23 protein-coding genes are annotated in these 25,170 nt (G+C 39.2%); 22 read left to right on the forward strand and 1 reads right to left on the reverse strand.

Annotated elements, in window-relative coordinates; translation table 11 throughout:
• The first annotated feature begins 8 nt into the window (after positions 1-8).
• The 18 genes from accC (at position 9) to FPQ10_RS00435 (ending at position 18,517) form a co-directional block, all read left to right on the forward strand.
• On the forward strand, positions 9-1,370 hold the full coding sequence (accC, locus tag FPQ10_RS00355) for an acetyl-CoA carboxylase biotin carboxylase subunit (protein WP_144158532.1): 1,362 nt from the start codon (positions 9-11) through the stop codon (positions 1,368-1,370).
• A gap of 16 nt (positions 1,371-1,386) precedes the next feature.
• Positions 1,387-1,776: an Asp23/Gls24 family envelope stress response protein gene (locus tag FPQ10_RS00360; protein ID WP_144158535.1), complete on the forward strand. Its 390-nt coding sequence runs from the start codon at positions 1,387-1,389 to the stop codon at positions 1,774-1,776.
• Between the two features lie 182 nt (positions 1,777-1,958).
• On the forward strand, positions 1,959-2,339 hold the full coding sequence (gene nusB / locus FPQ10_RS00365; protein WP_144160108.1) for a transcription antitermination factor NusB: 381 nt from the start codon (positions 1,959-1,961) through the stop codon (positions 2,337-2,339).
• 13 nt (positions 2,340-2,352) lie between these two features.
• Entirely contained in the window at positions 2,353-3,207 is an 855-nt protein-coding gene (locus FPQ10_RS00370) for a bifunctional 5,10-methylenetetrahydrofolate dehydrogenase/5,10-methenyltetrahydrofolate cyclohydrolase (protein WP_144158538.1), read from the forward strand.
• 29 nt (positions 3,208-3,236) lie between these two features.
• On the forward strand, positions 3,237-4,589 hold the full coding sequence (xseA, locus tag FPQ10_RS00375; protein ID WP_144158541.1) for an exodeoxyribonuclease VII large subunit: 1,353 nt from the start codon (positions 3,237-3,239) through the stop codon (positions 4,587-4,589).
• On the forward strand, positions 4,582-4,839 hold the full coding sequence (gene xseB / locus FPQ10_RS00380; protein ID WP_144158544.1) for an exodeoxyribonuclease VII small subunit: 258 nt from the start codon (positions 4,582-4,584) through the stop codon (positions 4,837-4,839). Before xseA ends, xseB begins: the two co-directional genes overlap by 8 nt.
• Positions 4,829-5,707 (forward strand): polyprenyl synthetase family protein, encoded by an 879-nt coding sequence (locus FPQ10_RS00385; RefSeq protein ID WP_255439594.1) that lies wholly within the window; start codon positions 4,829-4,831, stop codon positions 5,705-5,707. The genes xseB and FPQ10_RS00385 overlap by 11 nt, the downstream gene beginning before the upstream one ends.
• A 699-nt stretch (positions 5,708-6,406) precedes the next feature.
• Complete coding sequence (locus tag FPQ10_RS00390; protein WP_144158550.1) at positions 6,407-7,015, forward strand: CNNM metal transporter family protein; 609 nt, start codon at positions 6,407-6,409, stop codon at positions 7,013-7,015.
• A gap of 17 nt (positions 7,016-7,032) precedes the next feature.
• Complete coding sequence (gene dxs, locus FPQ10_RS00395; RefSeq protein ID WP_144158553.1) at positions 7,033-8,925, forward strand: 1-deoxy-D-xylulose-5-phosphate synthase; 1,893 nt, start codon at positions 7,033-7,035, stop codon at positions 8,923-8,925.
• A gap of 3 nt (positions 8,926-8,928) precedes the next feature.
• Entirely contained in the window at positions 8,929-9,735 is an 807-nt protein-coding gene (locus FPQ10_RS00400; protein WP_144158556.1) for a TlyA family RNA methyltransferase, read from the forward strand.
• A gap of 73 nt (positions 9,736-9,808) precedes the next feature.
• Complete coding sequence (gene ahrC, locus FPQ10_RS00405) at positions 9,809-10,261, forward strand: transcriptional regulator AhrC/ArgR (protein WP_144158561.1); 453 nt, start codon at positions 9,809-9,811, stop codon at positions 10,259-10,261.
• A 13-nt stretch (positions 10,262-10,274) separates the two neighbouring features.
• The gene (recN, locus tag FPQ10_RS00410) at positions 10,275-11,996 is read left to right on the forward strand and encodes a DNA repair protein RecN (protein WP_144158564.1); all 1,722 of its coding nucleotides are present in this window, start codon (positions 10,275-10,277) and stop codon (positions 11,994-11,996) included.
• A gap of 228 nt (positions 11,997-12,224) precedes the next feature.
• Positions 12,225-13,298, forward strand: a complete 1,074-nt coding sequence (spoIVB, locus tag FPQ10_RS00415) for a SpoIVB peptidase (RefSeq protein ID WP_144158567.1) — start codon at positions 12,225-12,227, stop codon at positions 13,296-13,298.
• A 218-nt stretch (positions 13,299-13,516) separates the two neighbouring features.
• On the forward strand, positions 13,517-14,296 hold the full coding sequence (gene spo0A / locus FPQ10_RS00420; protein ID WP_144158574.1) for a sporulation transcription factor Spo0A: 780 nt from the start codon (positions 13,517-13,519) through the stop codon (positions 14,294-14,296).
• A 138-nt stretch (positions 14,297-14,434) separates the two neighbouring features.
• A complete protein-coding gene (locus FPQ10_RS00425) occupies positions 14,435-15,796 on the forward strand; it encodes an aspartate kinase (RefSeq protein WP_144158577.1) in 1,362 nt (453 codons plus the stop codon).
• A gap of 61 nt (positions 15,797-15,857) precedes the next feature.
• Positions 15,858-15,980 carry a hypothetical protein gene (locus FPQ10_RS13250; protein WP_255439595.1) on the forward strand — a complete coding sequence of 41 codons (123 nt, stop codon included), beginning with the start codon at positions 15,858-15,860 and terminating at the stop codon, positions 15,978-15,980.
• On the forward strand, positions 15,977-17,476 hold the full coding sequence (gene putP / locus FPQ10_RS00430) for a sodium/proline symporter PutP (protein ID WP_144158580.1): 1,500 nt from the start codon (positions 15,977-15,979) through the stop codon (positions 17,474-17,476). The genes FPQ10_RS13250 and putP overlap by 4 nt, the downstream gene beginning before the upstream one ends.
• 90 nt (positions 17,477-17,566) lie before the next feature.
• The gene (locus tag FPQ10_RS00435; protein WP_370512012.1) at positions 17,567-18,517 is read left to right on the forward strand and encodes an agmatinase family protein; all 951 of its coding nucleotides are present in this window, start codon (positions 17,567-17,569) and stop codon (positions 18,515-18,517) included.
• Positions 18,518-19,012: 495 nt separating this feature from the next.
• Here the strand turns inward: FPQ10_RS00435 and FPQ10_RS00440 are convergent, their stop codons facing one another.
• Positions 19,013-19,267 carry a DUF2627 family protein gene (locus FPQ10_RS00440; RefSeq protein WP_144158583.1) on the reverse strand — a complete coding sequence of 85 codons (255 nt, stop codon included), beginning with the start codon at positions 19,265-19,267 and terminating at the stop codon, positions 19,013-19,015.
• A 139-nt stretch (positions 19,268-19,406) separates the two neighbouring features.
• On the opposite strand from FPQ10_RS00440, the gene FPQ10_RS00445 reads away from it, so the two are divergent.
• The 4 genes from FPQ10_RS00445 (at position 19,407) to FPQ10_RS00460 (ending at position 25,170) form a co-directional block, all read left to right on the forward strand.
• A complete protein-coding gene (locus FPQ10_RS00445; RefSeq protein ID WP_144158586.1) occupies positions 19,407-21,473 on the forward strand; it encodes a sigma 54-interacting transcriptional regulator in 2,067 nt (688 codons plus the stop codon).
• Positions 21,474-21,534: 61 nt separating this feature from the next.
• Positions 21,535-22,632 (forward strand): Glu/Leu/Phe/Val family dehydrogenase, encoded by a 1,098-nt coding sequence (locus FPQ10_RS00450; RefSeq protein ID WP_144158589.1) that lies wholly within the window; start codon positions 21,535-21,537, stop codon positions 22,630-22,632.
• Between the two features lie 87 nt (positions 22,633-22,719).
• Positions 22,720-24,141: a dihydrolipoyl dehydrogenase gene (gene lpdA / locus FPQ10_RS00455; RefSeq protein ID WP_144158592.1), complete on the forward strand. Its 1,422-nt coding sequence runs from the start codon at positions 22,720-22,722 to the stop codon at positions 24,139-24,141.
• A gap of 18 nt (positions 24,142-24,159) precedes the next feature.
• The gene (locus FPQ10_RS00460; protein ID WP_144158595.1) at positions 24,160-25,170 is read left to right on the forward strand and encodes a thiamine pyrophosphate-dependent dehydrogenase E1 component subunit alpha; all 1,011 of its coding nucleotides are present in this window, start codon (positions 24,160-24,162) and stop codon (positions 25,168-25,170) included.

Here is a 25,170-nt window from a genome sequence, read left to right on the forward strand (position 1 = left end):
GATTGTCCGTGATTGAACGAATTCTAGTTGCCAACCGCGGTGAAATTGCCGTGCGAATTATACGAGCTTGTAAAGAAATGGGCATTGAGAGTGTTGCTGTATATTCTGAAGCCGATAAAGAGTCATTGCATGTTCAACTGGCAGATGAAGCTTATTGTATCGGACCAACCTCTAGTAAAGACAGTTATTTGAACAAGACAAATATTATGAGTGTTGCGAAGTTAACGAATTGTGATGCCATTCATCCTGGATATGGTTTCTTAGCTGAAAATGCTGATTTCGCAGAGATGTGTGAGGAATGTAACGTCATCTTTATCGGTCCGAGTGCTGAAGCGATTTCTAAGATGGGGACAAAAGATGTTGCGCGAGAAACGATGCAAGACGCCGGCGTCCCAATTGTACCTGGATCAGAAGGTATTATCGCTGATGTGGAAGAGGGTAAAAAAGTAGCTAATGAAATCGGTTATCCTGTCATCATTAAAGCGACAGCTGGCGGTGGCGGAAAAGGGATCCGAGTCGCTAAAAATGAAGAAGAATTGATAAAAGGGATTCGACTTACCCAAAATGAAGCAGAAACAGCTTTCGGAAATCCGGGTGTTTATTTAGAAAAATACATTGAAAATTTCCGTCACGTCGAAATTCAAATCATGGCAGATGGTCATGGGAATGCTGTGCACTTAGGAGAGAGGGATTGTACGGTTCAAAGACGATTGCAGAAGTTGATTGAAGAAACTCCTTCTCCAGCAATTAATGAAAAAACAAGAGCCGATATGGGACAGGCAGCAGTACGTGCAGCTCAAGCAGTTGACTATATCGGCGCAGGAACAGTTGAGTTTATTTACGACTTGGAAGACCAAACATATTATTTCATGGAAATGAATACACGGATTCAAGTAGAGCATCCTGTCACAGAAATGGTTACTGGAATTGATTTAATTAAGGAAATGATTCGTGTATCCAGTGGTGAAGAATTATCGGTCAAGCAAGAGGATATTCAATTCGAAGGTTGGTCAATTGAATGTCGGATTAATGCCGAAGATCCATATAAAAACTTCATGCCTTCTGCAGGAAGAATTGAAATGTATCTGCCACCAGGAGGTTTTGGGGTTCGCGTGGATTCTGCTGCTTATTCCGGTTGGATGATACCGCCTTATTATGATTCCATGATTGCGAAATTAATTACACATGGTGCCACAAGACAAGAAGCTATTGATAAAATGAAGCGTGCTTTAGATGAATTCATGATTGAAGGTATTCACTCAACAATTCCTTTTCATCAACGTATGATGAATCACTCTGTATTCGTTTCAGGTGATTTCAATACGAAATTCCTTGAAAATTATAAAGTAATGGAAGAAGATGGAGAGTAGAAAGAGGTGAGCATTAATGGATGATAAACAACTGTTGAATGTCAGTGATGACGAATCGTTAGGACGTGTAGAAATCGCACCGGAAGTAATTGAAGTCATTGCAGGAATTGCTGCAAATGACGTCAGTGGCGTTGCGAATATGCGTGGAAATATCGCATCGAATGTTTCAGAAAAATTAGGTAAGAAAAGACACGGAAAAGGCGTTAAAGTGGAATTGAAGAATGAAGGGATCAAAATTGATATCTTCACCGTTCTTGATTATGGGATATCTGTTCCAACTGTCGCACAAAAAATACAAGATAATATCCGGACAACATTACGAAATATGACTGCATTAGAGATTCTAGAAATCAATGTTCACGTTGTCGGTATTCAGATTGAAGATAAGTCTGAAGAAAAAGCGTAAAAGTAAAAAGTCTAACAATGGAAAGAGTTCTTTCTGTTGTTAGGCTTTTTTATTGTCATCTGCTGCTAGATGAACTTGTTCAATATATTCTTTTTTATTTCTCATGTTTCATGGTAAACTAACGAAGGATATTATGTATATAATAATAAGTGAAAAGTGGTTAGTTAAGGAGTTTATATATGATTTCAAGAAAACACGCAAGAGAAAAAGCATTTCAAGCATTGTATCAATTGGATATCAACGAAACAGTGAATTATGAGGATTTATTCCGAGCAATTGAGGAAGAAGTGGATGCATACGCTCATGAACTGATCGAAGGGGTCTTTAAATATCGACAGAAAATCGACGCGGCAATCAGTGAAAAATTAGAAAAATGGTCTTTTAATCGTATAGGCACAGTGGAAAAAACAGTACTTCGAATTGCTGTGTATGAAATTTTGTATATAGATGATGTGCCTGTTAAGGTTTCAATCAATGAAGCTGTTGATATAGCGAAACGTTTTAATGAAGAGCAATCCGGAAAATTCATTAACGGTATTTTATCAAAATTCACTACAAAATAAGGGGGAACGCACAATGACCAAAATTATGTACGGAACTGAGTTAGCCAACAAAATGCGTTCCGACTTAAAGAATGAAGTAGAAGACTTGGCGAAAAAAAATATACAACCAGGCTTGGCTGTAATTATTGTTGGCGATGATTACGCTTCGAAAACGTATGTGCGAATAAAGCGAAATGCAGCAGAAAAAATCGGGATCTACTCGAAAATAGTTGAATTCACCGATGATCTACAAGAAGAAACACTCATCAAAAAAATTAATGAATTCAATGAAGATGAAAGTATCCATGGAATACTGGTCCAGCTTCCTCTTCCACCACAAATTGACGAGCGTAAAATCTTAGAAACGATCAAGCCAGAAAAAGACGTAGATGGATTCCATCCCATTAATGTAGGTCGATTATCAAATAATCAACCAGGGTTTATTCCCTGTACTCCACTAGGCATTGAAAAAATGCTTACTTATTATGGAGTGGAAGTAGCAGGTAAACATGCAGTCATTGTCGGACGAAGCAATATTGTCGGAAAGCCGATTGGGCAAATATTATTAAATAAAGATGCAACTGTTACTTTCTGTCATTCAAAAACGAAAAACTTGAAAGAAATCACAAAGCAAGCTGACCTTTTGATCGTTGCGGTTGGTCAAGCACATACCATCACCGAAGATATGATCAAAAAAGGAGCAGTCATTGTTGATGTTGGAAACACTTATTTGGAATCAGGCAAGGTGGTTGGAGATGTTGCTTTTGAAGAAGTAAAAGAAAAAGCGGATTTTATAACACCTGTTCCTAAAGGTGTCGGACCGATGACGATCACAATGCTTTTGTATAATACGGTTCTTTCAGCAAAGACACAAATAAGTCAAGACTAAAAATTATTGGCGTCAAAAGGTGGAGAGAAATGGATAAACGATATTTGACGGTTACTGCCTTAACAAAATATTTAAAGAGAAAGCTTGAAACAGACAAACATTTAAGGAATGTATGGCTACAAGCAGAGATCTCCAATTTCAACCACCACTCACGTGGTCATATGTATTTTACATTAAAAGACCAAAACTCAAGAATTTCTGCCGTCATGTTTTCATTTCAAAATAAGTTTATGAAATTTCGACCTGAGAATGGCATGAAAGTTTTGGTTAAGGGCGAAGTGAATCTCTATGAACCACAGGGACAGTACCAGCTTTATGTACAAGCGATGGAACCTGATGGGATTGGTTCACTTTATTTAGCGTATGAAGAATTAAAGAAAAAACTAACGCAAGAAGGTTTATTCCAAGAAGAACGCAAAAAACAAATACCTTCCTTTCCAAAGCATATCGGCATTATCACTTCGCCTACAGGGGCAGCTATTCGTGATATTTTAACAACAATCGAACGACGCTTTCCGTTTATCAAACGAACATTACTTCCCGTCAATGTCCAAGGACGAGATGCCGCTCCATCGATTGTAAAAGCAATTGAAAAAGCGAATGATGAGTCATTTGATGTGTTGATTATTGGTAGAGGTGGAGGCTCTATTGAAGAGCTTTGGGCTTTCAATGAGGAGCAAGTTGCACGCGCGATCGCAAAATCATCGATTCCGATCATCTCAGCTGTTGGTCATGAAACGGACTTTACGATAAGCGATTTTGTCTCAGATTTACGAGCACCTACACCGACAGCTGCAGCAGAACTCGCTGTACCATCCATGCTTGAATTACATAATCAATTAACCCATCTGGAAAACCGTTTGAATTATCACTTGAACGCAGAAATCAAACGAAAAAAAGAGCAACTCAGATCATTGGAAAACACCTACGCTTTTAAGTATCCGGTTCAACTAACACAACAGAAAGAACAGGATTTTGATCGACTCGTCGCCGGATTAGATCGGAATATGCGGATACTTCTAGATCGAAAAGAGCAACAATTTGAACGTCGGAAAGAACAGATGATCAGCCATTCACCTCGTCACCTTGTTGCGGAAAAGAAGAGCGAGCTACATTATTTATCGCAATCAATCGTGAAGTCTGCATCGAATCTTTTCGATCATAAAGCGACTAAGTTCTTTAATCAATTAGAAAAACTGACAATCTTAAGTCCGTTGGAAACGATGAAAAGAGGCTACGGGATCGTTTACCAATCTTCCGGAGAGCTTATAAAGACAACTGAAAAAGTAAACGTCGGCGACCAAGTTCGTGTATCTTTATCGGATGGAATGATGGATTGTAAAGTGGAACAATTAATCGAAAGGAATGATTCGGATGTCTGAAGAAACAAAGACGGCCAACGAGGAACTGAACTTTGAGCAGGCGATGGAACAATTGGAAGAAATCGTGCGTGCATTGGAAGAGGGTGACGTACCATTGGAAAAAGCGATTGAGCTGTATAAAAAAGGTATGGAACTTTCAAAAATCTGCAATCAAAAATTAACTTCTGTCGAAAAAGAAATGACGCAAATCATGAAAGATAATGGTGCAACGGAAGATTATACAATGGAGGAAGAACCAGGTGAAAATTGATCGTTTCATTTTGGATAAACAAAAATTCATTGATAGCAAGTTAATTGAATTGGTTGGAGATCTTCAAGCACCAGGTCATTTGAAAAAAGCGTTCGACTATGCAATAAAAGCAGGAGGAAAGCGATTACGCCCAATACTAATGATGTCGACGTATGAAGGCTTTTCGAATTCAATAGATAAAGTAACACATCCAGCTCTTGCTTTGGAATTCATTCATACCTACTCTTTAATTCATGATGATTTACCGGCGATGGATGATGACGATTTACGTCGGGGGCAACCTACCTTGCACCGAGAATTTGATGAAGCCACCGCAATATTAGTTGGAGATGGTCTACTGACGTATGCCTTTCAATTGATTTCCTCTTCACCGAACCTGGAAGCCGAGGAAAAAATATATGTCATTCAACAATTGAGCCAAGCAAGCGGCATTGACGGCATGATCGGTGGACAATATTTGGATTTAAAAGCTGAAAACGAAGAAATTGATGAGTATGAATTATCCACCATTCATAATAAGAAAACAGGAGCATTGATTCAAGCGGCGATTAAAGTTGGTGCCTATTTAGGTGGGGCCACACCACCACAAATTGAATCATTGCAATCTTTTGGGTACTATTTAGGTTTAATATTTCAAGTTCAAGATGATCTATTGGATGTTGAAGGCGATGCCACACAACTAGGAAAGCCAATCGGTAGTGATGTAGCTAAAAACAAGAGCACCTATCCGAAACTACTCGGCTTACAAGAGGCAAAAAAACGAAAAAGCCAATATATGGAAAAAGCAAAGGAAGCCTATATAGCTTCTAATGTTGATCAACCATATCTTCTACAGCTTATTGATGTGTTTGGCAACCGTTCAAATTAGGTTCAATAAATTGTATGAACATAACTTCTGTGATAAAATAAAATTAATTAGGGAGTGGAACAGTATTCTAGTCGACCCTCCATTTCTGAAGGCGGGCCTAAAAATCCGCCAAAGGGCACATCGATGAAGTTCCTTGTGTTGGCTTGAGGCGCCCAGCCTGGGGTCAATGCTGGGAGTTAAGGTTGTAGGGCGATCCACAAAGGCATGTGGGCGTAGACCCTGCTTCCGCGGAGGCCCACTATTGTGTTTCGATGATTGCGCTTATCGAGATATGAAGTGGGGTATGAACCTGCTGGATAGGGGGGAACTCTATCGGCAGCGTAGCCTGCCTTGAGTGGTAGTTAGGGGATTGCAATTTAACATGGTGAAACGATTGGCCGTCGTTACAGCGTGTGAGCACAATTGCATGAAATAATTACTGCAAAAGAGGCTAGGAAATGGTCAAAGGTTGTTGAGGAAATCTCCTAGACTGTCGTAACATGCACTTAAATGGGATTATGGTGTGGACTAAGTGGTAATCCAGTCTAGCTGGCGGTGACGCGGCTAAGGTTGCTTTAAAGGGAAACCGCCAATGTGGCAACACATGGTAGTGACTTGGGAAAACCTACTGGACCTAAGCCACAATTTTTACCATTTAAGTGTCCATTCCCTCGATACATATGCGTTATTTGGTTAGTATGCGCTTAGATGAGGGTACTTATGAAAAAAAGTTTGTTAAAACGTTCAATTAAATTTAGTATTGGAATTGCCGTTATCACTGCTGTGTTAGCGGCCATTTTTTCAGTTATATCAAATGCTTCGTTAGAAGGTACAAGCTGGTATTTAGGCTTACTTATTGTTTTATTTATTGTATTGATTGGTGTATTCTTTGATATGATGGGAGTAGCTGCTGCAGCTGCAAATGAAAAGCCATTTCATTCGATGGCTTCTGAAAAAGTGACAGGTGCACGAGAAGCGATTGTCATCGTGAGAAATGCAGATCGATTTGCTACATTTTGTAACGATGTAATCGGGGATATTTCAGGGATCATTAGTGGTGCAGCATCAACTTTAGTCGTCATTCAATTGGCGGCCGTATTTCAATCAAATGATCTAACCAACCTACAATTCATATTAAATATCACACTAACAAGCTTTGTAGCCGCGTTGACGGTTGGTGGAAAAGCAATAGCGAAGACATATGCCATTCACCGCTCAACAGAAATTATATTAGTTGTAGGGAAAATGTTTGCTTTTTTCGATAAAAAGTTGCATATTAAAATTTTACCCGATTTAAAGAAAAAGAAGCGAAAAGAAATAAAAACATAAGGTGAGGGATCCGGATTATGGATCTTAAAGATATTAAGACTCCATCTGATATCAAGCAATGCTCGATCGATGAGTTAAAAAAACTAAGTAAAGAAGTTCGTCATTTTCTAATTGAGGAGCTTTCTAAGACAGGTGGCCACTTAGGTCCCAATTTAGGCGTTGTCGAATTGACGATTGCTCTGCATCATGCTTTTGACAGCCCAAAGGATAAATTTATTTGGGATGTTGGACACCAGGCATACGTCCATAAAATGTTGACGGGACGTATGGAAGGATTCAATACACTAAGACAGTATAAAGGACTTTGCGGGTTTCCTAAGCGTTCGGAAAGTGACCACGATATTTGGGAAACTGGTCACAGTTCCACCTCTTTGTCGGCAGCAATGGGAATGGCAATTGCGAGAGACATTCGTGGCGAAGACCATGCTGTTGTTCCGATTATCGGTGATGGTGCGTTGACCGGTGGAATGGCACTTGAGGCATTAAATCATATCGGACATGAGAAGAAAAATATGATTGTCATTTTAAATGATAACGAAATGTCTATTGCCCCTAACGTAGGCGCTCTGCACAATGTGTTGGGCCGACTTCGGAGTGGACAAAGATACAATTATGTAAAAGACGAAATGGAATATCTTTTGAAAAAAGTTCCTGCAATCGGAGGCCGACTAGCATCAACAGCCGAGCGAATGAAAGACAGTATGAAGTATTTCGTTGTTCCGGGGATGTTCTTTGAAGAGCTTGGATTCACTTACTATGGTCCAATTGATGGACATAGTTATGAAGATTTATTCCGTTCAATTCGTTACGCGAAGAAAACGGAAGGACCAATAATCCTCCATGTGATCACGAAAAAAGGTAAAGGTTATCGTCCAGCGGAATCGGATACGATCGGTACATGGCATGGTGTTGGACCCTATAAAATCGATTCAGGTGAATCATTGAAAAAAAGCAGTTCAGGCCCTGCTTGGAGTAAGGTGATCAGCGATTCCTTGATGAAAATCGCAAAAGACGATGAAGAAGTAGTCGCTATTACTCCAGCAATGACAGTCGGATCAAAGTTAGAAGATTTCAAGAAAGAATTTCCAGATCGTTTATTTGATGTCGGAATTGCTGAACAGCATGCAACAACAGTATCTGGTGGACTGGCAGCTGTTGGAATGAAACCATTCTTATCGATTTATTCGACGTTTTTGCAACGAGGATTTGACCAAGTGGTTCATGATATCGCCAGACAAAACTTACCTGTGACCTTTGGTATTGACCGGGCTGGTCTTGTGGGAGCAGACGGAGAAACACATCAAGGTGTTTTCGACATTTCCTTCTTGCGGCATTTGCCAAATATGAGAATTATGATGCCGAAGGATGCGACTGAGGCACAGAATATGGTTTATACAGCATTGAACCAAACAGATGGTCCAATGGCAATTCGGTATCCTCGTGGGAATGCAAAAGAGGCGCCAAAAGACGTTCCATTTGAAAAGGTTCCAATCGGTTCTTGGGAAGTTCTTAAAAATGGACAAGATGGTGTCATCCTTGCATTTGGAACAATGCTTGATGTGGCGTTGAAAGCTGCTGATCAGTTAAGCGAAGAAGGTTTATCTGTTCGCGTAGTTAACGCGCGCTTTATTAAACCGTTGGATGAGAATATGATTAAACAAATCGTGAAAGAAAATATACCGATTTTAACGATAGAAGAGCATGCCTTACAAGGTGGTTTCGGAAGCGCTGTTCTTGAATTTATTGAACAAGAAGACTATTTATTCCCATATGTTTATCGAATGGGACTTCCAGATTATTTTGTTGAACACGGTAGTGTCGGTGAGCTACTTGAAGAAACAGGTTTAACTGTAGAAAATGTTAAGAAGAAGATTAAACGAATTGTACCATTACAAAAGAAAAGAGCTTAACGTATGAAAAGAGTTCGATTAGATGTCCTTTTAGTCGAAAAAGGTTATTTTGAAACAAGAGAAAAAGCAAAACGATCTATAATGGCCGGTCTTGTTCACTCGGAAAACGAGCTATTGGACAAGCCGGGTGTTAAGATCGATCCAAATACAAAAATTACCGTTAAAGGAAAAGCAGTACCTTATGTAAGTCGAGGTGGCTTGAAGTTAGAAAAAGCGTTAAAAGAATTTAATGTCAATATTGCTAATAAGTTAGTGATGGATATTGGTTCTTCTACAGGTGGTTTTACGGATTGCGCCTTATCTTTTGGTGCCAAGGAAGTTTATGCCATCGATGTAGGATATAACCAGCTTGACTGGAAAATGAGAAGTGATGAACGTGTGCATGTCATGGAGCGAATGAATTTTCGCTATGTCACACCTGAAGATCTAAAATACGGTAATCCGAATTTTGTTGTAACGGATGTTTCATTTATATCTCTGCGATTAATTTTCCCCACGATAAAAAAGCTTGTACAAGATGATACTGATATTATAGCTTTAATTAAACCTCAGTTTGAAGCAGGAAAAGAAGAAGTCGGGAAAAAAGGGATTGTCCGCAATCCAAAGACGCATGAAAAAGTCATCCGTGAGCTAACAGACTTTATCGTTTCTGAGGGCTTTCAAGCCATAGCATTAAGTTATTCACCTATTACGGGTGGTGATGGGAACATCGAATATTTGATTCACGCAAAGTGGTCGACAGAAGGAGAAATAGATCTCATCAGTGATAAAATTAATGAGGTCATTTCATCAGCTCATCAATCTTTATAAGAACCTTGGTTAAAGTCTGTGTACTTGCAATGGTGAAAATGTCGTAACCTTTAGGAATAGTGAGGAATGACAAGTGAAAAAGACGCAACGGTTAATTAAAATGCGTGAGATTATTACAAAGAATGAGATCGAGACGCAAGATGAACTCGTTCGCCAGTTCAATGAACAAGGTTATAATGTAACGCAAGCGACAATCTCACGTGATATTAAAGAACTCCAATTGGTCAAAGTGCCGACGGAAAAAGGAACGTATAAATACAGCTTACCGATTAAACCAACTGGAAATCCTCGTGAAAAGCTCTCCCGGTCTTTAATGGACAATTTAGTGACAATCGATCAGGCCAACTGTTTTATTGTTTTAAAAACATTGCCTGGTAATGCTCAATCGGTTGGTGCTTTAATCGATCAATTGGATTGGGAAAATATGATGGGAACTATTTGTGGAGACGATACTTGCTTAATTATTTGTCGATCGGAAGAAAGTCGTGCGGCAGTATATGAACGATTTATGGAAATGATTTATTAATTGAGGTGACACAATGCTTGGTCAACTTTCAATCAAAGATTTTGCAATCATTGATGAAATAACATTAGATTTTAAAGATGGATTAACCGTGCTTACAGGGGAAACAGGGGCTGGTAAATCCATTATTATTGATGCAATTCAATTGTTGGCAGGTGCACGGGCTTCAGTTGAATTTGTACGTCACAATCAAGACCAAGCAAGGATTGAAGGACTCTTCTTTATTGATGATGAAAAACATGAAGTATATGATGTACTTTCGCATTTTCATTTACCGATTGATGAAGAAGGAAATATCATTTTAGAACGATACATAACGGCTAAAGGAAAAAGTATATGTCGGGTAAATCATAAATTGGTGACTTTAGCAATCCTGAAAGAAGTTGGAAGTAAGCTAATTGATATACATAGCCAACATGAAACACAATCATTAATGAATCCTGAACAGCATATTGAGTTGATGGATCAATTTGATGCAAAAAAAATAACCTCTTCTAAAAATGATTATTTAATGATTTTTAATGAACTGAAGAAAGCTAAAGAACGAATGAAAGAGCTTTCTGAAAGCGAACATAAAACGAACGAACGTCTAGACTTACTGACTTTTCAATTGAGTGAACTTCAAGAAGCTCAACTGGAACCGAATGAAGACGTACAATTGGAAAAAGAACGAAATCAGTTAGCGAATTATGAGCGGATTTTTGATGGACTTCAAACAGCTTATGGCTCCCTTTATGGTGAAAACAGAGGACTTGATTTCTTATCCAATGCGATGAATGCACTCGAACAAATTGAAGATGTAGATGACCAATTACAAAAGATTTCAGAACAAATGAAGTCACATTATTTTGCTTTAGAGGAATTAAGCTTTGATATCCGGCATGAATTAGATCAGATGGAATTTCATCCTGATCGGCTAAATGAGATTGAATCCAGATTATTTGAATTAAATCGACTGAAGAGAAAGTACAATAAAGATTTGGAAGGGCTCATGTCTCATATGGCTAAAATGGAAGAAGAACTTGAGCAACTTCAACATCGCGAAACTCATCTACAGTCTTACGAAAAGCAGATTGATGAACTGACTAAGGATGCCTTAATTGAAGCAGAACAGCTGCATACACTACGGAAAAAGATCAGCGTTGACTTAACGAAAGAAATTCAACAGGAATTGAAGGACTTATATTTAGAAAAAGCGGTTTTTGAAGTTGACTTCACGCAACCTTCAGGTGATGTGAATTGGAAAGATAAATCAATCAGATTGACTCATGAAGGTTTTGATCAAGTGCAATTCAAAATTAGCACAAATCCAGGAGAACCCTTAAAGCCTCTCCACAAAGTGGCTTCAGGCGGTGAAATCTCAAGAATTATGCTTGCGCTAAAACGAATCTTTTCTAAGCACCAAGGGATTACGAGCGTAATTTTCGATGAAGTCGATACAGGAGTCAGTGGCCGGGTCGCACAAGCGATCGCTCAAAAAATCGTTGATATTTCTAAAGGTTCTCAAGTACTCTGTATTTCCCATTTACCGCAAGTAGCGGCAATGGCTGATCAACATTACCGTATTGAAAAAATTCAAAAAAATGGTGAATCGACACGAACAACAGTCAATTTATTGACCGATGAACAGGCGATAGAAGAGATCGGTCGGATGATTTCTGGAGAAACAATGACAGAATCAACTAAACAACATGCCAAAGAACTGATTGAACAATCGATTCAGTTGAAAAATGCATAATAATTATTTTCATGCTATCTGGTAATCGGATAGCTTTTTTTATTATCCAAACCTTTCTTAAATCAAAATCTTCATAAAAAATGCGATCTATACGTCATAATTTCACTCATAAAAGGAAAAGTTAAACTTCATTGCATGGTATTAAGTCGTTTAAAAACCATCGATTTAGCTCAAATTAATGGTGAAACATCAGAAGATGAAAACACCATGAAATGAGGAGTTGAATATATGATTCGTTCCCGCGTCACCCTTTTAATGATTCTCCTTGTTTCGTTCATCACTCCATTCGCATCCGACACCATTGTTTTAGCGGAAGACCAACCAACCGTAACTCACGTCATACCTGGTGGCCAATCAGTAGGCGTACAATTACACACTGCTGGCGTAGTCGTTGCAGGTTTCAGTGAAATCGAGACAGCAGATGGAAAAGTTTCCCCTGCTAAGCAATCAGGTCTACAAGTTGGTGACATTATTATCCGTGTAAACCAAGCTAAAATTGAAAACATGAGCGAATTCACTTCATTATTAGAACGGATGACCAAGAAATCTGACACGGTCGAGTTAATGATCAAAAGGAAAGAAAATATCTTCCCTGTTAACTTGAAGCCGTACGAAATTGATGATGAACTGAAGTTAGGTTTATTCATTAAAGATGCAACTGCAGGTATTGGAACAATGACTTTTTATGATCCAACATTCCAGAAATACGGTGCACTTGGTCATAGGATAACCGATCAGCATTCAAAAAAACCAATGGATATTTATAATGGTAAAATCGTTCAATCACAGGTTACATCAATAAATAAAGGAGAAAATGGTGTCCCTGGTGAGAAAAAAGCACGCTTTTCAATGAAAGATAAAAGCTTAGGCACGATTCAAAAGAACAGTGATTACGGCATTTTTGGCAAAGTTACTAAAGGAGCAGAATTGTTTTCCGAAAAAGAGCCGATCCCTGTAGCCTCATCGGATGAAGTCAAAAAAGGTAAAGCTAAAATATATACAGTCGTTGAAGGCGATGAAGTGGAAAGCTTTGATGTGGAGATTGTCAGTTCAAAACCTTCAAAAAAAGCAGCAACAAAAGGAATGATCATTAAAGTTACCGATGAACGGTTGCTTAAAGAAACAGGTGGCATTGTCCAAGGAATGAGCGGAAGTCCGATTATTCAAGATGGAAAGCTGGTTGGAGCAGTTACTCATGTGTTTTTAAATGATTCAAAAAGCGGATATGGTGTACATGTGGAATGGATGTTAAATGAAGCAGGTCTACAAATAGCAAATAAACAAACAGCCTTAGCAAGCTAACCATTAACCAGTCGGTATCCCGACTGGTTAATTTACATAATATTTTCGACAAATTTTATCATATTTTGTAGAAACTCAACGAAAAATTAAGTAATCATAAGAAAAACACTTGTTTTATAAAATATTTAAAAAAATTTAAAGAAAAAAGAGGAGATTTGGGTTATTTAGAGAAGTTATAACGTAGAAGGAAATGGAATTTACAAAGTTGGAGGGTAATTATGGAAAAAATTAACGTAGCAATTGCAGATGACAACAAAGATTTAGTACATATGTTGGAAAAGTATTTAACAGAAGAAGGAATGGATGTCGTTGGAACAGCTTATAATGGGAAAGAATGTTTAAATATGTTGGAAGAAACCGTTCCAGATGTATTGGTTCTAGATATTATTATGCCACATATCGATGGGTTAGCCGTATTAGAAAATATGCATCAGTTAGATGTCGAAGCTTTACCTAAAGTCATCATGTTAACCGCTTTTGGTCATGAATCAGTCACGAAAAAAGCTGTTGATCTAGGGGCTACATACTACATGATGAAGCCTTTTGACATGGAGCAATTGAAACAGCAGATTATTCAAGCGGCTGGTGGTCAATCCATGTCTCCGACGAAAACGCATAGTGTTGGGGTAGTGCAACCGAAGAAAATTGATTTAGATTCCAACATTACATCCATCATACATGAAGTTGGCGTTCCAGCACATATTAAAGGATATATGTATTTACGAGAAGCAATCTCGATGGTTTATCATGATATTGAGTTGCTCGGTTCAATTACGAAAGTTCTTTATCCGGATATCGCAAAGAAATTCAATACAACAGCTTCACGTGTTGAGCGTGCGATACGCCATGCCATTGAGGTAGCTTGGAATCGTGGTAATATTGATTCATTGTCAGCAATCTTCGGTTATACCGTGAGCGTTTCTAAAGCGAAACCGACAAACAGTGAGTTTATTGCAATGATTGCAGATAAATTACGATTGGAACATAAAGTTAGTTAACGCATTCAAAAGCGGCCTTTCGGGTCGCTTTTTTTATTTAAATCAATCTTTAATTTGGAAAATCCTGATATGTTAATAATCGATGTTTCATGTTAAAATAGAACATCTTTAATTCAGTGCAGAAATGAAGGTGTTCACATGAAAGTATCAAAATTTGGCGGAAGCTCAGTAGCAAATGCAGAAATGTTGAAAAAAGTAGCAGATATTGTTCAAGCAGACGAAGAACGTAAATTCGTCGTCGTTTCTGCTCCTGGGAAACGCTTTGATGGCGATCATAAAGTTACAGATTTATTTATCGAATTGCTTAATCAATTTACAGCAGGTGCTGACTATCAAGAGACATTAACACAAGTAATAGACCGTTTTCGAGAGATTACTCAAGATTTATCATTATCGAACGAGATACCGGATGAGCTTGAAAAAAAGATTGTGGAATTATTTTCGCTGAAAAAGAGTCATGAACAATTGATTGATGAGTTAAAATCTTTTGGTGAGGATACACTAGCCCAGATTTTTAGTGATTATCTGACGAAATTGGGAATAGAATCTACATATAAAAACCCAAAAGAAGCTGGAATCATCGTCAGTGATGATTACGGAAATGCAACCATTTTGGATGAAGCTTATGAAAAATTATATGAACTTCGGAACCAACGAGGTGTTGTTGTGATTCCTGGATTTTTTGGATACACAAAGACAGGAGAATTAAGGACCTTTCCACGTGGAGGTTCAGACATTACTGGGTCAATTATTGCTGCAGGGGTCGAAGCTGATCTGTATGAAAACTTTACAGATGTGAGCTCTGTATATTGTGTGAATCCAAAGCTCGTTCAAGAGCCGAAAGAGATAACGATGCTGACATACAAAGAGATGCGGGAGTTGTCTTATTCGGGTTTTTCTGTTTTTCATGATGAAGCGTTGATTCCTGCTTTTAAAAAGAAAATTCCCGTTGTTGTCAAAAACACTCATCAACCCGATTGTCCAGGAACAATGATCAAAGCGGAAAAAGAAGATTTTTCTAAGCCTGTTGTGGGTATTGCCAGTGATGAGGGCTTTTCCAGTATTTATGTACGAAAATACTTAATGAACAGAGAGTTGGGTTTCGGACTGAGATTGCTAAAGATCTTAGTTGATGAAAACATTTCTTTTGAGCATGCCCCATCTGGAATTGACGACATGTCCGTGATCGTGCGAACACATCAACTGACACAAGAAAAAGAAGAAAAGGTTCTAAAACGAATCCAAGAAGAATTACATGTTGATACGATATCCATCCAACATAACTTAGCGATGATCATGTTGGTTGGTGAGGGGATGAGCCAACGCATCAATGTTGCAGCGAAGGCTACAAAAGCAATTGCGGAAGCGACAACGAATATTGAAATGATTAATCAAGGTTCCTCAGAAGTATCCATGATGTTCGGCATTGAATCTGATAAACTTCAGCAAACAGTACAATCCCTATATCGGGAATTTTTTGAGCACTCACCATCAAGTTGACTTAATTATCTGAAAACTTTAATATAATAGTAACAAAATAAAATTGGAAGGGGACTTGATTATGGAAATACTTACTCTAACCAGCTGGACTTGGTTTTGGTTTCTAGTTCCATTACCATTATTAGCTGTTTGGGCAGTAGTCTCTTACTTTACCGATGCACCGAAGGAGGATGATTCAGAGTGAATCCAACGTATATTACGTTCCTTCTGTATTTGATCGTCCTTCTTGCCATTGGTATAACGACGTATCGAATGACAAATACGATGTCCGATTATATTTTAGGTGGGCGCCGTTTAGGAAGTTGGGTAACGGCTTTTTCCGCATCGGCCAGTGACTTTAGCGGGTGGCTTTTATTAGGACTTCCAGGTGCCGCATACGCCGCAGGTTTTGGCCAGTGGAGTTTATGGCTTGCTGTTGGTCTTGCAATTGGAGCAATGTTTAACTGGAGATTCGTTGCTAAAAGGTTACGCGTATATACACAGTTCTCCAAAGATTCAATCACATTACCTGAGTTTTTTGAAAACCGTTTTAGGGATCGTTCGAATTTATTGCGTCTCATCTCGGCCTTATTTATTTTAGCCTTTTTCCTTTTCTATACTGCATCAGGTCTTGTTGCCGGCGCAAAGTTGTTCGAAGGAACATTTGATTTTGATTATCATAATGCATTATTGATCGGTGCTGTTGTCATTGTTGCATATACCTTCCTCGGAGGATTTTTAGCTGTCAGCTTCACAGACTTTATTCAAGCGCTCTTAATGTTCATCGCTTTAGCGATAACAGCTGTTGTCGGCGTATATGAAATCGGTGGCTTCGGTGCTCTATTTGAGAGTATGGGTGATGTTCGAGAAAGTTTAACGGACGCTTTTGCCGGAACAGCATATGACCAAGGAACTGGTGTGATATGGGAGTCTGCAGGAGCAATCGGTATAGTCGGCATTATTTCCGCTTTAGCCTGGGGACTTGGTTATTTCGGCCAACCGCATATTTTGGTTCGTTTTATGGCTATTCGTAGCCACAAGGAAATCCGAAAATCCAGACTTATTGCGATGATCATGGGTGTCGTCATTCCGCTTTATTCATCTTTATTAGTTGGAATGATTGGGATTGTTTCGATTTCGGAACCGTTGGCTGACCCTGAACAAGTATTTATTGTATTGGTCCAAATGACATATAATCCATGGATCGCTGGGTTTTTACTAGCGGCTGTATTGGCTGCTATTATGAGTACAGTCGATTCACAGCTATTGGTTTCATCTAGTGCATTAACTGAAGATTTTTATCGTAGGTTTTTCAGAAGAGCTGCGTCAGAAAAAGAATTGGTATGGGTCGGTCGGATTTCCGTATTGCTCATTGCAGTCATCGCAGTTATTCTAGCATGGAATGAGAGCAGTTCTGTACTTGATCTTGTTTCTTACGCATGGGCTGGCTTTGGTGCTACTTTTGGACCACCGATATTATTCTCCCTATTCTGGAGAAAAACGACTCGAAACGGTGTTCTAGCCGGTATGATTGTCGGTGGTTTAACCGTTATGACATGGTCGTTAACTGGATATGAAATTTATGAAATGGTACCAGGATTCCTGTTCGGTAGTTTAACCATTATATTAGTCAGTGTCATCGGTAAAGCCCCTTCGAAAGAGATTACAGAAGAATACGATAAGGTTGTCAATAATCTTTAATCCATATAAAATAGACATAGAGCGACAAAAAAAGGTTTGGAGTCCACTCCAAACCTTTTCTTGAATATGACAGAAGAGGATGGGATTTTCGTGACAGATTATATTTACGGCAATACCCCTTGTTTTTTAGGGGGTAAAAAAGTTCAAATTGGAACCAACGAAGTAAATGATCGAGACGTATTGATCTATGGTGTACCCTGGGAGGGCGCCGTTACTTGGGGAGACTACACAGGAGCAGAACTCGGTCCAAAATCCATTCGTTTGAATTCCGCACGTTATAGTGGCTACCTTCCTGAACTAGGTGGCATTGATGTACTATCCCATTACCAATTAGGCGACCTAGGTGACGTTGATATTGTTCCTCATGATGTTCCTGATACAATGAATCGAATTGAATCTTTTGCCGGCAAAGTATGGGATACTGGTAAGTTTCCGGTAGCTTTTGGTGGAGACCATGGAATCACTTTTCCGATTGTCAGTGCATTGGGGAAGAAAATCGATGGCAAAGTAGGAATTATTCATTTAGATGCACACTATGACAACATGAATGATTACCAAGGGGAAATGTACGCTCGTTCTACTCCATTCAAACGGTTGTATGAAGATGAAAATGTCCGTAGTGAAAGTATTGTTCATATGGGTATTCACGGACCAAGAAACAAACCGGAAACAGGAAAGTTTGCAGCTGAAGCTGGTGCAACAACGATTACATCAAGAGAAATCCGTTATGTGAATGACATTCAGGCAATGGCGGATAAAGCATACGAAATTGCCAGCGAAGGAACAGAAGCGGTTTACCTTTCTATTTGCAGTGATGTATTGGATTTCGCTTTTAATCCAGGAGGTCCGGTTGATGGAAATGGTCTAACTTCTTTTGAATTAGTTGAATTAGTACATGCTTTTGCTAAAAAAGGAATTATTGGTATGGATTTAGTAGAGATTTATCCTATCCAGGATCCAAATGATTTTTCATCCCATTTGGCTTCAACAATTATCCTTTACGCATTAGCGGGAAATATTTTACATGAAAAAGAAAAATAAATGTAAAAAAGCTGAGCAGTCGAGAAATTCGGCTACTCAGCTTTTTCTTTATTAATCACAGGTACTTCATTATTTCTTTTTGATAGGCTCTGTTAAAGTTTGGTGTTGATAATAAAGAGATTGTGCATAGTTGTTGAATGGTGAAGAGCGAAGGTGGCGACTTCTGCGGGTCAAGAAATAAAGGAACTTCCGCTAAAACCGCACACGTCCTGTGTGCAACGCGGGAAGCCACCACATCCTGTGGAAGTACGTCCTGTGGCCAACGTTGACACTAGCCCGTCCTAGGCGTCGGAACAGCACGAGCTGAAGATCCACTTGGGAAGTGTTTTTCTTACCAAGTTAGCTGAAGCCGTGCCCGCGGTAAAGAAGACACTGCGATTTATCGCAGATGTCGCCCTTATGCCCTTTGGGTAAAAGCGTTCACCGTAAGCGAATCACCATAACACAACGAACTTTAATAGAGCGTCTTGATAAATGCTTTATTTGTCGGTGATTTTATTTATTGTCGACTAACACACAATCTTTTCCTGAATCTTTCGTTTTATTTTTCTTCTGATCTCTTCGATAAATAAAGCCTCCAATAAAACCAATCCCTATGATGATGAATAAAATCCCGGCTGAAAACTGAATCATGACATTGATGAATAAGGGAGCGACTTCACCAAAAAAGGAATCACGAAGTAATTTAATGCCATAAGCTGCTAAGACGCCAGGTATCAATAATAGAATCAAAGCGATTAAACGAATCATTGCAAACCCTCTTTTCTCTTAATCCCTTACTGATTATATCAAAATAATCAAGAAATCACATATAAAACACTTGATAAATTAAAGCGTTTTCATATATGATGGAAGTATGCAAAAAATTGCAGTGATAAAGGTGAATATAATGCAAAATGTGTTAATCGTTGGAGCAGGAAAAGGTGGAACTGCAATTTTACAACTGTTTTCAGATATCGATTTATTATCTGTGCAAAAAGTTGCAGACATTAATTCAGATGCACCAGGTATGATCGAAGCAAGAAAAAATGGGATTGCAACGTACCCATCTTACATGGAAGCAATCGATGAAACGATAGATATTATTGTTGAAACCACAGGGGATGCGACTGTTTTCCAAGAACTGAGGCAAATGAAACCCCAAAACTGCGTGCTTATTCCTGGAACAGTTGCACATGTCATTGCGGATCTATTGTATGAAAAAGAAGGGTTAATGAACCAAGTTGAAAATGAAGTGAATATGCGGGAGATCCTGCTGTCATCGATTCACGATGGAATGATTGTGGTAGATACAAATGAAAAGATCACATTCGTTAATCAATCCGCTGCTGATTTCTTGAATCAGCAGGAAACAGAGATGCTTGGAAAGAAAATTAGAGAAATTATCCCTGACTCTGCTTTGCCCAACATTCTTCAAACAAAGGAGAAAGAGATCAATAAACAACTAATCCTTGAAAATGGAAAAAAAGTGATTACGACAAGAATACCTATGATTGATGACTCGAATCAACTGATTGGTGCTTTTGCGGTTTTCAAAGATATTACCGAAGTCGTGGAACTCGCGGAGAAGGTAACAGATTTAAAAGAAATCCAAACGATGCTTAAAGCAATCATCCAGTCCAGTGAGGAAGCGATCTCGGTAGTGGGTGAGAATGGGATTGGATTAATGATCAATCCGGCTTATACGAAAATAACCGGACTTCATGAGGAAGAAATCATCGGGAAGCCAGCAACAACTGATATATCAGAGGGCGAAAGTGTGCATTATGAGGTCTTAAGGACAAGGAAGCCAGTCAGGGGAAGAAAGATGAAAGTTGGCCCCTATGATAAAGATGTTCTTGTCAATGTAGCCCCGATTATTGTTGACGGGAAGTTAAAAGGTAGTGTCGGCGTCATTCATGATCTATCAGAAATCGAGTCACTCACTGCTGAATTAAAAAAGGCAAAGCGAATTATTCGCAACCTCGAGGCGAAGTACACATTTGATGACATCATTGCTAATTCAGAGGATATGCGATTAACGCTTGAACAGGCTAAGATTGGCGCCAAAATGCCTACATCGATTCTGTTAAGAGGTGAACCAGGTACAGGGAAAGAGTTGCTTGCTCACGCTATTCACAATGAAAGTCGTCGTAAATTTGATAATTTCATACGTGTGAACTGTGGAGTAGTAGATGATGATACGTTACAGAAAGAATTGTTTGGCGATGAATTAGGTCCACCTGAAAGGCAAAAGGGACTATTTGAGGAAGCTAGTAATGGAAGTGTATTTCTGGATGATATAGGAGAATTGTCGCTTACGATGCAAGGTAAGTTGTTAAAGGTCCTCGAAGATCAGGAAGTTGTTCGTTTTGGAGGTCATGAACGTATTTCTGTTGATGTTCGAATTATCGCAGCAACGAGCGTTAACTTGGAACGTGCCATTGTTAACGGATCTTTTAAGGAATCGCTCTTTTACCGACTGAATCGACTACCGATTCATTTACCTCCATTACGGGAAAGAATGGATGACTTAAAACCATTAACGAAGCATTTAATGAACCATTTAAATGAAAGTTATGGTAGAAAAATAAACAATATATCAGAGGCGGCTTTAGATAAATTACGAAACTACAGCTTTCCTGGAAACGTCAGGGAATTAGAAAATATTCTCGCACAGGCGTTCATTAAGATGCATCCACATGAACGAGAAATTCAGGAGCATCACATTCCAAGACTTCACAAACATACTTTTGATCAACTGGATTTACTCCATGATCAACGCGAAGAAGAATTTGCAACGTTGCAAGAAGCAATGGATGACTTTGAAAAACAATTTATTTTAGAAATTTTAGAAGCAAATGATTATATTAAATCCAAAACAGCAAAACAGTTAAATATCTCTATCCGTAATTTATATTACAAAATGGATAAATATAACATCGGCAAACATTTAAATTCAGCCGAGGATGGTTGACCTAATCCTTAGCTAAAAAAAGTTTCTCAATATAAAGAAAAACATTAAAGGAGGAGTTACTATGGAACTATTTAAATACTTAGAGGAATACGATTATGAACAGGTGATTTTTTGTCATGATAAAAATTCAGGATTAAAAGGAATTATCGCGATCCACGATACAACACTTGGACCTGCTTTAGGTGGTACACGCATGTGGACTTATGATTCAGAAGAAGAAGCTTTGGTGGATGCTTTACGCTTGGCAAGAGGGATGACTTATAAAAATGCTGCAGCCGGCTTAAATCTAGGCGGTGGTAAAACAGTCATTATTGGAGATCCGAAAAAAGATAAAAGTCCAGAACTCTTTCGCGCATTCGGCCGTTACATTCAAGGACTTGCCGGCCGCTATATCACTTCTGTAGACGTCGGTACAAACACTGAGGATATGGATTTCATTTATATGGAGACGGATTATGTGACTGGTAAATCCCCTGAACATGGATCAGCTGGAAGCCCATCACCTGCGACCGCATATGGTGTTTATTTAGGGATTAAAGCATCTGCAAAAGCCGCGTTTGGTTCGGATTCTCTTGAAGGGAAAACCGTTGCCGTTCAAGGTGTAGGAAGTGTTGCGTATACCATGTGTAAATATTTGCATGAAGAAGGCGCGAATCTCATTGTTACGGATATCAATGAAGAAGCTGTCAATCGCGCGGTAGAAGACTTTGGTGCAAAAGCTGTAGGCACAAATGAAATTTATGAAGTGGACTGTGACATTTTCGCTCCGTGTGCTCTTGGTGCCACAATTAATGATGACACAATTAAGCAACTAAAAGCGAAAGTGATCGCTGGTTCTGCCAACAATCAATTGAAGGAAGAAAGACATGGGGAAATCCTTCATGAAAAAGGAATCATTTTCGCGCCTGATTTTGTCATTAATTCTGGTGGTGTCATTAACGTCGCTGATGAATTAAATGGCTACAATAAGGAACGCGCTTATAAACAAGTTGAGAATATCGGTCTTAGTTTGGAAAAAATCTTTGAAATTTCCAAGGAGAAAAACATACCTACTCAAGCTGCCGCAGATCATTTGGCTGAAGAGAGAATTGCCAGTGTGCAGCGTTCTAGAAGTACCTTCTTGACGAATGAATTGAATCCATTATCCAGACTGAAATAAACTGGGAAGAGGGAACGTTTTAGGTTTCCTCTTCACTCATGTTTTGATCAATACTAAATTGATTTAAAGAAGGAAGGGGAGAAACGGATGGCTACAGAATATGATTTGGTTATATTAGGCGGCGGTACAGGCGGCTATGTTGCTGCGATCCGCGCTAGCCAACTCGGATTAAAAACAGCAATTGTCGAAAAAACAGAACTAGGTGGCACTTGTTTACACCGCGGATGTATTCCGTCCAAAGCTTTGTTACGAAGTGCAGAAGTATTTAAACAAACAACGAATGCTGCTGATTTCGGTGTTGAAACAAGTTCTCCGACAGTAAATTTCCCACGGGTTCAGGAACGAAAGAACTCCATTATTGAACAACTACATAAAGGTGTTCAGGGGCTCATGAAAAAAGGGAAAATCGACATTTACGAAGGGCACGGCAGAATTCTCGGTCCTAGTATTTTTTCACCGACTGCAGGAACAATTTCTGTTGAAATGAATAATGGAGAAGAAAATGAAATGCTTGTTCCGAAAAACGTCATTATCGCAACAGGGTCTTCTCCAAATACGCTTCCAGGACTTGAAATTGATGGACAAACGATTATGACTTCAGAGGAAGCACTTGAGATGGATGAATTACCTGAATCGATCATTATTGTTGGTGGCGGTGTCATCGGAATTGAGTGGGCTTCCATGTTGGCTGACTTTGGCGTAAAAGTATCTGTCCTGGAATATGCTTCAGCAATTTTACCGACAGAAGATGAAGAAATCTCGAAAGAAGCTTTGAAACAGTTGAAGAAAAAAGGAATCGAATTCTTCACTGATACAGAAGTATTAGGAGACTCGGTTACGACTGATAACGGTGTAACAATCCAAGCGAAAATCGATGGTGAAACGAAGACATTCGAAGCAGACCGTCTACTTGTATCTGTCGGCAGAAAACCGAACGTGGACAATATAGGTCTGGATAATACGGATATTGAAACCGAACGTGGAGCGATTAAAGTTAATTCGGTTAATCAGACAAAAGAAAGTCATATTTATGCAATTGGTGATGTGATCGGTGGGATGCAGTTAGCTCACGTAGCCTCACACGAGGGTATTTTAGCTGTTGAACATATTGCTAACGAGCAACCAGAACCGATTCAGTATGATCATATTGCTTCTTGTGTATATTCCAATCCAGAAATTGCAAGTGTTGGATTAACGGAAAAACAAGCAAAAGAGCAAGGGTATGAATTAGAAGTAGGAAAGTTTCCATTTAAAGCAGTAGGTAAGGCTTTGGTTCATGGAGATTCTGAAGGATTTGTCAAAATTATTTCCAATAAAGAAAACCAGGACTTACTTGGAATTCATATGATTGGACCACACGTGACGGATATGGTTTCAGAAGCAGGGCTTGCAATGGTTCTTGATGCCACACCGTGGGAAATCGGAGAGACCATTCATCCGCATCCGACGCTGTCAGAAGTGATTGGTGAAGCAGCATTGGCTGTAGATGGAAAACAAATACATGGATAATTGAAGGAGGAAAATCGTATGGCTCAAAAAAAGAATCGACATAAAGAGTTAGGGTTGAGTGACGAACAAGTCATTGAAATGTATCGGACCATGTTGCTTGCGAGGAAAGTTGACGAAAGAATGTGGTTACTCAACCGTGCTGGGAAAATTCCTTTTGTTATTTCTTGTCAAGGGCAGGAAGCGGCACAAGTCGGGGCTTCATTCGCTCTCAACAGAGATGAAGATTATGTAGCGCCATATTACCGCGATGTAGGCGTCGTATTAGCGTTTGGCATGACGACGAAAGAATTGTTTTTACACGCATTTGCCAAAGCGGATGATCCGAACTCTGGTGGACGTCAAATGCCAGGACATTTTGGTCAGAAAAAGAACCGTATATTAACAGGATCTTCACCTGTTACAACGCAGTTACCACATGCTGTTGGTGTTGCACTTGCCGCGCGAATGGATAAGAACCCAGCAGTATCCTTTGCTACATTAGGCGAGGGTTCTTCCAACCAAGGTGATTTTCATGAAGGTTTGAACTTTGCAGGTGTGCATAAACTCCCAGTGATTACGATGGTCGAGAACAATAAATATGCCATTTCCGTACCGTTGGAGAAGCAAGTTGCCAGTGAGTCTGTTGCCGTTCGAGGAAGCTCTTACGGAATGCCGGGGCACCAGGTGAACGGCAATGATCCTTTAGAAGTATATAAAGTGGTGAAAGAAGCGCATGAGCGTGCAACCAACGGAGAAGGTCCAACATTGATTGAAGCGATGACCGACCGGATGACCGCTCATTCAAGCGATGATAACGACAAAGCTTACCGTAATGCAGAAGAAATTGAAGAAATGAAGAAGAATGATAATGTGCTGGCGTTTGGAAAATATTTAAAAGAAGTAGGCGTCCTCTCAGAGGAAGAAGAAGAAAAATTAATGAAAGAAATTGACGATGAAGTAAACAAAGCAACAGATGAAGCTGAAAATGCGCCATATGCAGAGCCTGAGCACGCATTGAAATTTGTATATGCTGAAGAAGGAGGGGAATAA

The sequence above is a fragment of the Allobacillus sp. SKP2-8 genome (assembly GCF_007559355.1).
Classification (GTDB): Bacteria; Bacillota; Bacilli; order Bacillales; family Alkalibacillaceae; genus Allobacillus; species Allobacillus halotolerans.

Bases quoted from the DNA above. Each gene is read 5' to 3' on its own strand.
- FPQ10_RS00360 (WP_144158535.1), top strand. From the start codon at position 1,387: ATGGATGATAAACAACTGTTGAATGTCAGTGATGACGAATCGTTAGGA.
- FPQ10_RS00370 (WP_144158538.1), top strand. From the start codon at position 2,353: ATGACCAAAATTATGTACGGAACTGAGTTAGCCAACAAAATGCGTTCC.
- xseA (WP_144158541.1), top strand. From the start codon at position 3,237: ATGGATAAACGATATTTGACGGTTACTGCCTTAACAAAATATTTAAAG.
- xseB (WP_144158544.1), top strand. From the start codon at position 4,582: ATGTCTGAAGAAACAAAGACGGCCAACGAGGAACTGAACTTTGAGCAG.
- FPQ10_RS00390 (WP_144158550.1), top strand. From the start codon at position 6,407: ATGAAAAAAAGTTTGTTAAAACGTTCAATTAAATTTAGTATTGGAATT.
- dxs (WP_144158553.1), top strand. From the start codon at position 7,033: ATGGATCTTAAAGATATTAAGACTCCATCTGATATCAAGCAATGCTCG.
- FPQ10_RS00400 (WP_144158556.1), top strand. From the start codon at position 8,929: ATGAAAAGAGTTCGATTAGATGTCCTTTTAGTCGAAAAAGGTTATTTT.
- recN (WP_144158564.1), top strand. From the start codon at position 10,275: ATGCTTGGTCAACTTTCAATCAAAGATTTTGCAATCATTGATGAAATA.
- spoIVB (WP_144158567.1), top strand. From the start codon at position 12,225: ATGATTCGTTCCCGCGTCACCCTTTTAATGATTCTCCTTGTTTCGTTC.
- spo0A (WP_144158574.1), top strand. From the start codon at position 13,517: ATGGAAAAAATTAACGTAGCAATTGCAGATGACAACAAAGATTTAGTA.
- FPQ10_RS00425 (WP_144158577.1), top strand. From the start codon at position 14,435: ATGAAAGTATCAAAATTTGGCGGAAGCTCAGTAGCAAATGCAGAAATG.
- FPQ10_RS13250 (WP_255439595.1), top strand. From the start codon at position 15,858: ATGGAAATACTTACTCTAACCAGCTGGACTTGGTTTTGGTTTCTAGTT.
- FPQ10_RS00440 (WP_144158583.1), bottom strand. From the start codon at position 19,267: ATGATTCGTTTAATCGCTTTGATTCTATTATTGATACCTGGCGTCTTA.
- FPQ10_RS00445 (WP_144158586.1), top strand. From the start codon at position 19,407: ATGCAAAATGTGTTAATCGTTGGAGCAGGAAAAGGTGGAACTGCAATT.
- FPQ10_RS00450 (WP_144158589.1), top strand. From the start codon at position 21,535: ATGGAACTATTTAAATACTTAGAGGAATACGATTATGAACAGGTGATT.
- lpdA (WP_144158592.1), top strand. From the start codon at position 22,720: ATGGCTACAGAATATGATTTGGTTATATTAGGCGGCGGTACAGGCGGC.
- FPQ10_RS00460 (WP_144158595.1), top strand. From the start codon at position 24,160: ATGGCTCAAAAAAAGAATCGACATAAAGAGTTAGGGTTGAGTGACGAA.